Source organism: Geobacillus sp. Y412MC52 (genome assembly GCF_000174795.2).
In the GTDB taxonomy this organism is placed as follows: domain Bacteria; phylum Bacillota; class Bacilli; order Bacillales; family Anoxybacillaceae; genus Geobacillus; species Geobacillus thermoleovorans.
On sequence record NC_014915.1, the window covers coordinates 580,826 to 592,508 of the forward strand.

General features: G+C 55.2%; 12 protein-coding genes. 10 read left to right on the forward strand and 2 right to left on the reverse strand.

Going from position 1 to position 11,683, the window contains the following annotated elements:
• The first annotated feature begins 4 nt into the window (after positions 1–4).
• The 9 genes from GYMC52_RS03010 (at position 5) to ltrA (ending at position 9,619) form a co-directional block, all read left to right on the forward strand.
• The gene (locus GYMC52_RS03010; RefSeq protein WP_013523028.1) at positions 5–1,459 is read left to right on the forward strand and encodes an ABC transporter ATP-binding protein; all 1,455 of its coding nucleotides are present in this window, start codon (positions 5–7) and stop codon (positions 1,457–1,459) included.
• Positions 1,456–2,238 carry an energy-coupling factor transporter transmembrane component T family protein gene (locus tag GYMC52_RS03015; RefSeq protein ID WP_013523029.1) on the forward strand — a complete coding sequence of 261 codons (783 nt, stop codon included), beginning with the start codon at positions 1,456–1,458 and terminating at the stop codon, positions 2,236–2,238. Before GYMC52_RS03010 ends, GYMC52_RS03015 begins: the two co-directional genes overlap by 4 nt.
• A 16-nt stretch (positions 2,239–2,254) precedes the next feature.
• On the forward strand, positions 2,255–2,860 hold the full coding sequence (gene tenI / locus GYMC52_RS03020) for a thiazole tautomerase TenI (protein WP_013523030.1): 606 nt from the start codon (positions 2,255–2,257) through the stop codon (positions 2,858–2,860).
• A 3-nt stretch (positions 2,861–2,863) separates the two neighbouring features.
• Positions 2,864–3,997, forward strand: coding sequence for a glycine oxidase ThiO (gene thiO, locus GYMC52_RS03025; RefSeq protein ID WP_011230127.1), 1,134 nt, complete (start codon positions 2,864–2,866; stop codon positions 3,995–3,997).
• The gene (gene thiS / locus GYMC52_RS03030; RefSeq protein WP_013523031.1) at positions 3,994–4,197 is read left to right on the forward strand and encodes a sulfur carrier protein ThiS; all 204 of its coding nucleotides are present in this window, start codon (positions 3,994–3,996) and stop codon (positions 4,195–4,197) included. Before thiO ends, thiS begins: the two co-directional genes overlap by 4 nt.
• 1 nt (position 4,198) lies before the next feature.
• The gene (locus GYMC52_RS03035; RefSeq protein WP_013146257.1) at positions 4,199–4,966 is read left to right on the forward strand and encodes a thiazole synthase; all 768 of its coding nucleotides are present in this window, start codon (positions 4,199–4,201) and stop codon (positions 4,964–4,966) included.
• Positions 4,963–5,988 carry a thiazole biosynthesis adenylyltransferase ThiF gene (locus GYMC52_RS03040; RefSeq protein WP_013523032.1) on the forward strand — a complete coding sequence of 342 codons (1,026 nt, stop codon included), beginning with the start codon at positions 4,963–4,965 and terminating at the stop codon, positions 5,986–5,988. Before GYMC52_RS03035 ends, GYMC52_RS03040 begins: the two co-directional genes overlap by 4 nt.
• A gap of 481 nt (positions 5,989–6,469) precedes the next feature.
• Positions 6,470–7,741, forward strand: a complete 1,272-nt coding sequence (locus GYMC52_RS03045; protein WP_013146254.1) for a hemolysin family protein — start codon at positions 6,470–6,472, stop codon at positions 7,739–7,741.
• Positions 7,742–8,356: 615 nt separating this feature from the next.
• Positions 8,357–9,619 carry a group II intron reverse transcriptase/maturase gene (gene ltrA / locus GYMC52_RS03050; protein WP_013522881.1) on the forward strand — a complete coding sequence of 421 codons (1,263 nt, stop codon included), beginning with the start codon at positions 8,357–8,359 and terminating at the stop codon, positions 9,617–9,619.
• Positions 9,620–9,719: 100 nt separating this feature from the next.
• Here ltrA and GYMC52_RS03055 read toward each other — a convergent pair whose 3' ends face one another.
• Positions 9,720–9,932: an alpha/beta-type small acid-soluble spore protein gene (locus GYMC52_RS03055; protein ID WP_011230133.1), complete on the reverse strand. Its 213-nt coding sequence runs from the start codon at positions 9,930–9,932 to the stop codon at positions 9,720–9,722.
• Between the two features lie 289 nt (positions 9,933–10,221).
• Here GYMC52_RS03055 and GYMC52_RS03060 point away from each other — a divergent pair, with 289 nt between their 5' ends.
• Positions 10,222–10,464, forward strand: coding sequence for a hypothetical protein (locus tag GYMC52_RS03060; RefSeq protein ID WP_011230134.1), 243 nt, complete (start codon positions 10,222–10,224; stop codon positions 10,462–10,464).
• Between the two features lie 83 nt (positions 10,465–10,547).
• Here GYMC52_RS03060 and GYMC52_RS03065 read toward each other — a convergent pair whose 3' ends face one another.
• The gene (locus GYMC52_RS03065) at positions 10,548–11,660 is read right to left on the reverse strand and encodes an ABC transporter ATP-binding protein (RefSeq protein WP_013146253.1); all 1,113 of its coding nucleotides are present in this window, start codon (positions 11,658–11,660) and stop codon (positions 10,548–10,550) included.
• Between the last annotated feature and the right edge of the window lie 23 nt (positions 11,661–11,683).

The window sequence follows — 11,683 nt, forward strand, 5'->3', positions numbered from 1 at the left end:
GGCGATGAAACAAGCAATTGCGATTGATCGGCTGCGCCTGAAATTTCCCGGGAGCGACGGGCTGCTGTTTCGCGACTTGTCGCTTTCGATTGCCGAGGGGGAGAAAGTGCTCCTCCTTGGTCCGTCGGGATGCGGCAAGTCGACATTATTGCAAGTGATGGCTGGCATCATTCCCCACTCGATCGATGTGCCGATGAAAGCGGAGCGTCTTAAGCGGCCGGAACGGTGGGGCTATGTTTTCCAAGATCCTGATGCGCAATTTTGCATGCCGTATGCGGACGAGGAAATCGCCTTTGCCCTTGAAAATCAGAGCGTGCCGCGCCACGAGATGCCCGTCCGCATCCGCGCCCTGCTGGACCAGGTCGGTTTGGAGATCGCCCCGCATACTGATATTCATACGCTTTCCGGCGGGATGAAGCAGCGGTTGGCGCTCGCTTCGGTGCTGGCGCTTGAGCCGGATGTCTTGTTTTTGGATGAGCCGACGGCGCTGCTTGATGAAGAAGGGACGAAGGCGGTATGGCAAACGGTGAAGCAGGTGGGCCGCGGCAAAACGGTCGTCATCGTCGAGCATAAAATTGACCATGTGCTCGACTTTGTGGATCGCATTGTCTTGTTCGGCCGCGATGGGCGCATCATCGCCGACGGCGAGGCGAAGGCGGTGTTTTCCGACTATAAAAACGTCATTGCCGCTGAAGGGATTTGGTATCCAGGCGTCTGGGACGACTATGACCGGACGGCAAGGCGGCGAAATCGCCATCAAGGCGAGGAGCTTCTTCGCCTCGCCCGTTTTCGCGGGTTCCGCGGCCGGGAGGCGAAAATCTATGTTCCTGAAGCAGCGGTGCACGCCGGCGAATGGATTGCCGTCACCGGAAAAAACGGCGCTGGCAAAAGCACGTTGCTGCACGCGCTTATGCAACTCATCCGCACGGACGGAGAGTATATGCTGCTAGGCGCCGACATCAAGCGGCAACACCCGCTCTACCGCCATATTGCGTTTGTTTTCCAAAATCCGGAGTGGCAATTTGTCGCCCATTCCGTTCGCGAAGAGCTCGCCTACTCGCTTCGGCTTGAAGGGCGGCCGGAAGCGGAAATCGAGGAAACCATCACCCGCCTGTTGCGTGAATTTGACCTTGTTGAGCAGCAAGACCAGCACCCGTACCAACTGTCGGTCGGACAAAAGCGGCGGTTGAGCGTCGCTGCTTCGATCGTCGCCGGCCAACGCCTCTTTTTGCTTGATGAGCCGACGTTTGGTCAGGACGCGAAAAACACGTTTGCTTTGCTTGAAATGCTTGAAGCGTACCGCGAACAAGGAGCGGTGATCATGATGGTTACACATGACGAACAAATCGTCCGCCGCTTTGCGACGAGACAGTGGGTGATTGAAGATGGGGCGCTCGTTCGGGACGAACAGCTTGAAATTCGAGAGCCGGTGTTGGCGGAAGGTGGGGCAGGGCGATGAAATGGGAGGTTCGCTGCCGCGAGACATGGCTTCATGAGACGAACCCGAGCTTGAAGCTCATTGTGCTTGTCGTGCTCTTTTTCGCTGTGTTGTTCATTCATAACCCGAACGTGCTGATTAACGTTTCGCTCGCTCTCTTCGTTTTGTTTTGCTTTGGCACCGGCTATCCGGCGAATGTGTTGTTTTGGCTGTTTTTGCCGTTTTTCCTCGTGTTTGTTTCGACGGCTTCATCGATGATGATGTTTGGCGAGGGAACGACAACATGGGTTCGCTGGGGGTTCATCCATGTTACAGCCGAAAGTTTTTGGCGCGGGGTGCACATCGGGTTTCGCGCTTTGGCGCTTGGGCTTCTCGGATTGATTTTCTCGCTGACGACCCGGCCGGTTCCGTTGTTTTATTCGCTCATGCAGCAGTTGAGACTGAAGCCAAAGTATGCGTACAGTTTTTTGGCGGCCGTTCGCCTATTGCCGATTATGCTTGAAGAGTTTCAGGCGATCCGCTATGCGTTAACAGTGCGCGGCGTGCCGAACAAGGGCGTCCTCAGCAAAGTGAAGCGCTACGCCATTCCGCTGTTGTCGCAAAGCATCCGCCGCGCCCAGCGCATCGCCGTGGCGATGGAAGCGAAACAATTTTCCGGCAGCGGGCGGCGCACGTTTTATTATGAAATCGGGTTCGGCAAATATGATATTTGGCTTGTCGCCTTGTTTGCCGCTTTGATGTTCGCCGCCTACTATGTCGGTGTTCATTATCCGTATATTTCTATAAGCGATGTACGGTAGAAAGAAAGGGATGGCGATGGGGGTTCTCCATTTCGTTTCCACCGGGCGTCAGACGGTTGACGAATTCGCCGCGATTTGTGCGCACACCCATCCGTATGCCGACCTGATTCATATTCGCGAAAAAGGGAAGACGGCGCGTGAAGTGGCGGCGTTTGTCGCGGCACTGCTTCGCGTCGGGGTGCCGCCGCAAAAAATCATCGTCAATGACCGGGTTGATGTCGCCGCTGTCTACGGTGTCAAAGGTGTGCAGCTTGCTTATCACAGCCTGCCGGTGCGCGCCGTCCGCCGCTCGTTTCCGGACTTGACGGTTGGTTGCTCGGTGCACGGGTCGGAGGAGGCGAAACAAGCCGAACAGGATGGCGCTCACTTTTGTTTGTATGGCCATATTTTTCCGACGGACAGCAAGCCCGGTTTGCCGCCGCGCGGTCTGGACTCGCTTGCGGAAATCGTGGCCGCCGTGTCCATTCCAGTCATCGCCATCGGCGGCATTCACGCCGGCAACGCCCGTCGGGTGCTGGAAGCGGGCGCAGCCGGGGTGGCAGTATTGTCGGCTGTTTTTTTCGCTGCTGACCCCGTTGCTGAGGCCAAACGGCTGGCAGACATCGTGAAAGGGAGGGGATAGGGGATGACGCATCGGTATGACGTCGCCATCGTCGGCGGCGGGGTGATTGGGGCGGCCATCGGTTTTGAGCTCGCCAAGCGGCGGCATCGCGTCGCCATTTTTGAAAAAGGAACGATGGGAAGCGGGGCGTCAAGCGCGGCAGCCGGCATGCTTGGGGCGCAATCCGAGTTTTCGACGTCAAGCCCGCTTGTGCCGCTTGCCTTGCAAAGCCGAGCTCTCATGCCGGCCTTGGCTGAAGAGCTGAGGGAGAGGACCGGCATCGATATCGGCCTTGTCGAAAAAGGATTGATCAAACTAGCGACAACGGAAGAGGAAGCAGACGATCTCTATCGCCATTATACATTTTGGCGGGGCATAGGCGAACCGGTGCAGTGGCTCACGAAAGGGGAGGCGCTTGAAATGGAGCCGCGTCTTGCGGCGGAAGCGCTTGCCGGCGCGATGTACATCCCTGGCGATGGGCAAGTGAGCGCTCCGGATTTGGCCGCTGCTCTCGCCTATGCCGCCGCCTCCGCCGGCGCTTGTCTGTATGAGTATACGGAAGTGTTCGACATCCGTTCCGACAGCAGTGGGCATGTGTTAGACACAACAGGCGGGACGTTTGCCGCCGAGGCGGTTGTCATCGCTTCCGGCGCTTGGGCGGCGCGGCTCGGCGCGCGGGTCGGGCTTTCGCTTTCCGTTTATCCGGTCAAAGGGGAATGCGTCATGGTGCGCGCTCCGGTTCCGTTGTTGCAAACGACTGTATTTGCGAAAAACGGCTGCTACATCGTTCCGAAATCAGGAAACCGGCTGCTCATCGGAGCGACGTCCACGCCCGGCACGTTCGATCGGCGCGTATCGGCCGGTGGGGTGATGAACTTGCTTCACCGCGCCGCCCACCTTGTTCCGGACATCGAACAGGCGGAATGGGTGGCATCATGGAGCGGCATTCGGCCGCAGACCGAAGACGGCTTGCCTTATCTAGGCGAGCATCCGGAGCGGCGCGGCTTATTCGTCGCTGCCGGCCATTACCGGAACGGCATTTTGCTCAGCCCGTTGACCGGTCTGCTTGTCGCCGACTTAGTGGAGCGGAAAGAGACGGCGTTTGACCTTGCGCCATTTTCGTTGACACGCCATATCGGAAAGGTGGGGGTGGAATGACGTTAGTGATTAACGGGGAGGCGGTCGCAGTGCCCGACGAGGTGAAAACGGTGGGCGATTTGCTTGCCCATTTCCGGCTTGAGAACAAGCTTTGCATCGTCGAAGTCAATGTCCGCATCATCCAAAAACATGAGTATGAGACGACGGCGCTATGCGATGGCGATCGCGTGGAAATCGTTCATTTTGTAGGAGGCGGTTGAGATGTTGAAAATTGGCCCATATGAATTCTCTTCGCGGCTGTTGCTCGGCACGGGCAAATATCCGAGCTTGGACGTGCAAAAAGAAGCGGTGGAAGCATCAGGGGCGGAAATTTTAACGTTCGCCGTCCGGCGGATGAACATCTTTTCCCCGGAGCAGCCGAACTTTTTAGAGCAGCTCGATTTAAGCAAATATAAGCTTTTGCCGAACACCGCCGGGGCGAAAACGGCCGAAGAAGCGGTGCGCATCGCCCGGCTCGCCAAGGCATCCGGATTGTGTGATATGATAAAAGTAGAAGTGATCGGTTGCGACAAAACGCTCCTCCCAGACCCGATCGAGACGTTGAAAGCGGCGGAAATGCTGCTTGAGGAAGGGTTTATCGTGTTGCCGTACACATCCGATGATGTCGTGCTGGCGAAGCGGCTAGAGGAGCTTGGCTGCCATGCGATCATGCCGGGCGCCTCGCCGATCGGGTCCGGGCAAGGCATCATCAATCCGCTCAATTTGAGCTTTATCATTGAGCAGGCGAACGTGCCGGTCATTGTCGACGCCGGCATCGGTGGACCGGCGGACGCGGCGTTGGCGATGGAGCTTGGCGCGGATGGGGTGCTCTTGAACACCGCTGTTTCCGGCGCGGCCGATCCAGTGAAAATGGCGAAAGCGATGAAGCTGGCGGTGGAAGCGGGCCGGCTCGGCTATGAAGCCGGACGCATCCCGAAAAAACGGTACGCGTCAGCGAGCAGCCCAACGGAAGGAATGAGTGTTGTTTGAACGAACGGTATTCCCGGCAGCAATTGTTTGCACCGATTGGCGAGGAAGGGCAAAAGAAAATACGGGGAAAGCGTGTCGTGTTAGTCGGCGCCGGAGCGCTCGGCACAGGCAACGCCGAAGCGCTCGTTCGCGCCGGCATCGGCAAATTGACGATCATTGACCGCGATTACGTCGAATGGAGCAACTTGCAGCGCCAGCAACTGTACAGCGAAGCGGATGCGAAGGAGCGGCTGCCAAAGGCGATCGCCGCCAAACGGCGCCTTGAACAAATCAACAGCGAGGTTGAGATCGAGGCCATTGTCGGCGACGCCGGCCCGGAAGAATTGGAAACGATCGCCCTCAAGCAACGCCCTGACTTATGGATCGATGCGACAGACAATTTTGATACGCGCCTTGTCATCAATGACGTTGCCTACAAGTACAACATTCCGTGGATTTATGGCGCTTGTGTCGGCAGTTACGGTTTAAGCTGCGCCTTCATTCCGAACCGCACGCCTTGTTTGTATTGCTTGCTTGAAACAGTGCCGCAAGGGGGATTGACGTGCGATACGGCCGGCATTATCAGCCCAGCGGTGCAAATGGTTATCAGCTATCAGATGGCTGAGGCGTTAAAAATTTTAGTGGAGGACTGGTCGGCGCTCCGCGGCAAGCTCGTTTCGTTTGACCTTTGGACGAACGAATACGCCTCGATTCGCATTGACGGGGTGAAAAAGGACGGTTGCCCGACGTGCGGACGTCATCCATCTTATCCGTTTCTTTCCTATGAACAACGGACGAAGACTGCCGTCTTGTGCGGGCGCGATTCCGTGCAAATCCGTCCGCCTGCCCCGCGCCAGTACGACTTGAATGAATTGGCGGAGCTGTTTCGCCGCCAAGGGCTTCAAGCGGAAGCGAACCCGTATCTTGTCTCCGTTTCGCTCGGTGACAAGCGATTGGTTGTCTTTCGCGACGGCCGTGCGCTTGTGCACGGCACGAAAGACGTGCAGGAGGCAAAGGCGATCTATTACCGCTATTTAGGTTGAAACGAGAGAAAATGAAATGAGGGCGTCCATTGATGGGAGGACGCTCTTGTTTTGTTCATCAAACTGTCAAAAAGACACCCTTCTCCTCCTGCTTTTCCCGCCGTCAATATGGTACGATGAAAGAGGGGAAGAAAAGGGAGGGGAAGACAAATGGCCGAGTGGTCGGTGACATTCAACATTGCCTCATTGCTTGTTCTTGTGTATTTGATTGGTTCCTGTTGGCTTGAATCATGATGCGCCTCGGTTCATCCGGCGCATTTTTCTTTTTGATTGTCTGGATTTATATGGAAGGACAACTCGACAACTATAGTCAGTTGGCGAAAAATTTGTTATATTTAAGATAGGAAGAGAGAAAACGGCTGCTGCCGGCCGCATCGCTTTGTTTCCGCTTAGCCTGGCAAGTGTGGCTTTTACAAGCATGATTCGGCGGAAAAATGGATATGAATAACATAGTCACCATCCATAGGAGTGTGAAGATTCGTTGGAAGAGTGGCCGCTAAGGTTGTTCGGGTGGTTTTTCCTCTCCCTGCTCGCGAATGCACTGTTCGCTTCAGCAGAAGCCGCGTTTTCTTCGGCAAGCAAGGCACGGTTGCGGCATTATGCGGAAGAGCATCTGCACAATAAGCGCCTCCAAGCGGTGATCGGTCAGCTTGACCGCGTGTTGTTGGCGCTTGCTGTGGCCAACCGCCTCACCAGCGTCGTGACGGTCGTGCTCTTTACGGACATCGCCGTTTCGTTGCTTGGGGAACAGATGGGCTTGTTTGCCACGCTGGCGGTGATGACCGTATTATTTGTCGTCTTCGGTGAAATTTTGCCAAAATCGATGGCGAAAGAGCATGCGGAGCAGCTCGCCATCCGATACGCCGGCCTTGCCTATGGGCTGATGAAGTTGATGACGCCGGTTACGGCGTCGCTCCAAGCCTTAAAAGATCGAATCGCCAAGAGGTTCGCCAATGGGGTGGCTGTGCCGGCTGTTACGGAGGAAGATATTAAAGTGATGGTTGAGCTGAGTGAAGAAGAAGGGGTCATCGACAACAAAGAAAAAGAATTGATCCAACGTTCGCTCGATTTTGATGAAATTTTGGTCGGAGAAATTTTCACGCCGCGCGCTGATATGGTGGCGGTGGAAGTGAACCAGCCGATTGAAGAGATCCGCGACGTGTTTTTGGAAGAGAAATATTCCCGCATCCCGGTCTATGAAGGGGATATTGACAACGTGATCGGCATTTTGTCGGAAAGCGACTTTTTCAGCGAGCTTGTGCAAAAGCGGGAGGTGCGCATCCGCGATTTGTTGCGCCAGCCGTTGTTCGTCGTCGAGTCAATGAAAGTGTCCGATCTCCTGCCGGAGCTGCAAAAAAGCAAAGTGCATATGGCGATCGTCGTCGACGAGTTTGGCGGCACCGCCGGCTTGATTACGCTCGAAGATATTCTCGAGCAAATTGTCGGCGAAATATGGGATGAGCATGATGAGGCGGTGAAAACGGTGCGCCAAATCGACGAGCACAGCTTCGAGTTCAGCGCCGAACTGCCGCTGGATGAATTTTGCGAAGTGATGAACATCGACGTGCCAAAGAGTGAATCGCATACGTTGGGTGGTTGGATTTTTGAGATGTTTGAGCGTATTCCAGCCGTCGGCGAAACGTTGCAATATGGACCGCTGACGTTCACCGTCCGCCAAGTCGACAATCGGCGCATTCGCAAAGTGCTTGTCTCATTGAGCCAACCGCTTGCCGAGCAGGCGGGAGGCGCCTGATTCGCTCCCCGTTCCCATATGAAAGCGCCCCGGGCTGACTGCCCGGGGCGTTTGCCAGTACGCCCGGCATGGGTGCGACGCTATAGGGTGAAAGTCCCGAACGGGGGCTGGCGAGCGCCTACCGTTAGCTGAAGGCAAGGGTGTCCACCGTGAGGTGGAATCTGAAGGAAGCTGGAGGCAAACACTTGACCTGAGGTACACGAACCCAATGGGAGGCCGCCACAGTCGGACGAGTCTGCTGGACAAGACGAAGTCCTAAGCCGCCAAGGGCTGTGGAGGTAGATTGGGCAGGTGCATGAGTGGAAAGTGTCCATCCTTATCCGGGGAGGCCTGTACGGAACGCCTTCTGACGATGGCAACCAGAGTCGAAAGGCTCTGCTGAACGTACAGGAGTCAGCAGAGGCCATAGTACTGGAGTAAGGGACGCCTGAAACAGGAAGGGCCGAACGTCAACTCAGGGATGAATCAGACTCTTTCGAGATGTTGCGTGTCGAAGCAGAATTCCTTTCGGAACTCATCTGAGGAAGCAAGGGTGAAGCCCAGAGGGCCTCAGATCGAGGGCTGAGCGCAACCCGGCAAGACCTGAATCTCATCCCGCGGAAGGAGAAGATCACGATGGCTTTGTTGGAACGCATCTTAGCGAGAGACAACCTCATCACGGCGCTCAAACGGGTCGAAGCCAACCAAGGAGCACCGGGAATCGACGGAGTATCAACCGATCAACTCCGTGATTACATCCGCGCTCACTGGAGCACGATCCGCGCCCAACTCTTGGCGGGAACCTACCGGCCGGCGCCTGTCCGCAGGGTCGAAATCCCGAAACCGGGCGGCGGCACACGGCAGCTAGGCATTCCCACCGTGGTGGACCGGCTGATCCAACAAGCCATTCTTCAAGAACTCACACCCATTTTCGATCCAGACTTCTCCCCTTCCAGCTTCGGATTCCGTCCGGGCCGCAACGCCCACGATGCCGTGCGGCAAGCGCAAGGCTACATCCAGGAAGGATATCGGTACGTGGTCGACATGGACCTGGAAAAGTTCTTTGATCGGGTCAACCATGACATCTTGATGAGTCGGGTGGCCCGAAAAGTCAAGGATAAACGCGTGCTGAAACTGATCCGTGCCTACCTGCAAGCCGGCGTTATGATCGAAGGGGTGAAGGTGCAGACGGAGGAAGGGACGCCGCAAGGCGGCCCCCTCAGCCCCCTGCTGGCGAACATCCTTCTCGACGATTTAGACAAGGAATTGGAGAAGCGAGGATTGAAATTCTGCCGTTACGCAGATGACTGCAACATCTATGTGAAAAGTCTGCGGGCAGGACAACGGGTGAAACAAAGCATCCAACGGTTCTTGGAGAAAACGCTCAAACTCAAAGTAAACGAGGAGAAAAGTGCGGTGGACCGCCCGTGGAAACGGGCCTTTCTGGGGTTTAGCTTCACACCGGAACGAAAAGCGCGAATCCGGCTCGCCCCAAGGTCGATTCAACGTCTGAAACAGCGGATTCGACAGCTGACCAACCCAAACTGGAGCATATCGATGCCAGAACGAATTCATCGCGTCAATCAATACGTCATGGGATGGATCGGGTATTTTCGGCTCGTCGAAACCCCGTCTGTCCTTCAGACCATCGAAGGATGGATTCGGAGGAGGCTTCGACTCTGTCAATGGCTTCAATGGAAACGGGTCAGAACCAGAATCCGTGAGTTAAGAGCGCTGGGGCTGAAAGAGACAGCGGTGATGGAGATCGCCAATACCCGAAAAGGAGCTTGGCGAACAACGAAAACGCCGCAACTCCACCAGGCCCTGGGCAAGACCTACTGGACCGCTCAAGGGCTCAAGAGTTTGACGCAACGATATTTCGAACTCCGTCAAGGTTGACGAACCGCCTAGTGCGGACCCGCATGCTAGGTGGTGTGAGAGGACGGGGGTTAGCCGCCCCCTCCTACTCGATTCTATATGAAGTTGTTCGTTAAGGCGGTTATTGAATGTTGCCGAATTGGCCGCCAAGTTGTTGCTGAGCCATGGCGACAAGACGTTTCGTAATTTCGCCGCCGACCGAACCGTTCGCGCGAGAAGTCGTGTCAGCGCCGAGGTTCACACCAAATTCTTGGGCGATTTCGTACTTCATTTGATCAATGGCTTGTTGAGCACCAGCGACTAACAGTTGGTTGTTGTTATTGTTGCGTGCCATCGTTGATCATCTCCTCTTAAAAATTTTTGATGGTTGGGGTGGTTGGATTTGCACCAACACTTCACGCTGCAAGGCGTGTGCCAAGCTTGGCTGAACCCACCGGCCCACCCGCTTTTGGCTTCGCCAGCGTCCCTGTTGCAACGGATGGGTGATTTCGCTGGCGGTACTCATAGTTTGGGACGTTTTTTGCCTGTTATGCATGGTGAGAATATGGGAATTTTTAACGTTTTACCGCCGTCACCATTAGGGAATATGTAAAGATAAGGAACATCTTAGAGGAGGAAGCAGCATGAATGTATGCCCGCTGTGCAACGGGCTGCGCCGGGTGACGGTGTATTGCAGCTACTGCCGGCAACCAATGGAAGATCATGGGAAAGTTACAGATTATTTCGATGACTACAGCCCGTACATGGATGCGGACGTCATGAAGCTTGTCGACGGCTATTTGCGCACGTATACGAATCATGAATGTGTTCATTTGTTTTACTGTCCGACTTGCCATGAGGAGGAAGTGCGTTTTATCAAGGAATAAGGCTGTTGATGGAGTGGAAAGGAAAGGCGTTCCGTTTTTTCGGAACGCCTTCGAATGAATCTATATGAACAACAATGGGGGGGTTACTTTTCATCCGCCGCCCGGATGCGCCGTTCCGTTTCAACGTCAAAGAAATGCGCTTTGTTCATATCAAGCGCCAGGTCAATCCGGTGGCCCGGCTTGATTTCCGTGCGGGCGTCGATGCGAGCGACCAATTCTTGGTTGTCGATGCTAAAATAGATCATCGATTCAGCGCCAAGCAGCTCGGCGACTTCGACGAGAGCGGTGACTTTCGTCGCCGGAGATGCTTCAAGGAAGAGCGGTTCGTCGTGAATGTCTTCCGGACGAATGCCTAAAATCACTTCCTTGCCGACATACCCTTGCTCACGCAACACTTTCATTTTTCCTTCCGGAATGCCAAATGATGTTTGGCCGACGACAAACTTGCCGTCTTGGAGCGTTCCACGAAGGAAGTTCATGGCCGGTGAACCGATAAAGCCGCCGACAAAAATGTTTTCCGGTTTTTCGTATACTTCGCGCGGCGTTCCGACTTGCTGGATGACGCCGTCTTTCATGACGACAAGACGGGTGGCCATTGTCATAGCTTCCGTTTGGTCGTGGGTGACGTAAATGGTCGTCGTTTCCAAGCGCTGATGGAGCTTCGCGATCTCCGAGCGCATTTGCACCCGCAGTTTCGCATCCAAGTTCGAGAGCGGCTCGTCCATTAAAAACACTTTTGCATCGCGGACGATGGCCCGTCCCAATGCCACGCGCTGCCGCTGCCCGCCGGAGAGCGCTTTCGGTTTGCGGTCCAAATATTGCTCGAGCCCAAGAATGCGCGCCGCCTCGCGGACGCGTTTTTCAATTTCCGCTTTCGGGAATTTGCGCAGTTTTAAACCGAACGCCATGTTGTCATAGACGCTCATATGTGGATACAGGGCGTAGTTTTGGAACACCATGGCGATGTCGCGGTCTTTCGGCGGCACATCGTTCATTCGTTTGCCGTCGATGTAAAGATCGCCTTTGGAAATTTCCTCAAGGCCGGCGATCATCCGCAACGTGGTGGATTTGCCGCAGCCGGACGGGCCGACAAATACGATAAACTCTTTGTCTTGAATATGTAAATTGAAGTCTTTGACGGCGACCACATTGTTGTCGTAAATTTTGTAAATATGATCAAGAATGAGTTCTGCCATAACCATCCTCCTCATCGCCGAAA

Coding starts and splice junctions, on each gene's coding strand:
- GYMC52_RS03010 (WP_013523028.1), top strand. CDS start 5: ATGAAACAAGCAATTGCGATTGATCGGCTGCGCCTGAAATTTCCCGGG.
- GYMC52_RS03015 (WP_013523029.1), top strand. CDS start 1,456: ATGAAATGGGAGGTTCGCTGCCGCGAGACATGGCTTCATGAGACGAAC.
- tenI (WP_013523030.1), top strand. CDS start 2,255: ATGGGGGTTCTCCATTTCGTTTCCACCGGGCGTCAGACGGTTGACGAA.
- thiO (WP_011230127.1), top strand. CDS start 2,864: ATGACGCATCGGTATGACGTCGCCATCGTCGGCGGCGGGGTGATTGGG.
- thiS (WP_013523031.1), top strand. CDS start 3,994: ATGACGTTAGTGATTAACGGGGAGGCGGTCGCAGTGCCCGACGAGGTG.
- GYMC52_RS03035 (WP_013146257.1), top strand. CDS start 4,199: ATGTTGAAAATTGGCCCATATGAATTCTCTTCGCGGCTGTTGCTCGGC.
- ltrA (WP_013522881.1), top strand. CDS start 8,357: ATGGCTTTGTTGGAACGCATCTTAGCGAGAGACAACCTCATCACGGCG.
- GYMC52_RS03055 (WP_011230133.1), bottom strand. CDS start 9,932: ATGGCACGCAACAATAACAACAACCAACTGTTAGTCGCTGGTGCTCAA.
- GYMC52_RS03060 (WP_011230134.1), top strand. CDS start 10,222: ATGAATGTATGCCCGCTGTGCAACGGGCTGCGCCGGGTGACGGTGTAT.
- GYMC52_RS03065 (WP_013146253.1), bottom strand. CDS start 11,660: ATGGCAGAACTCATTCTTGATCATATTTACAAAATTTACGACAACAAT.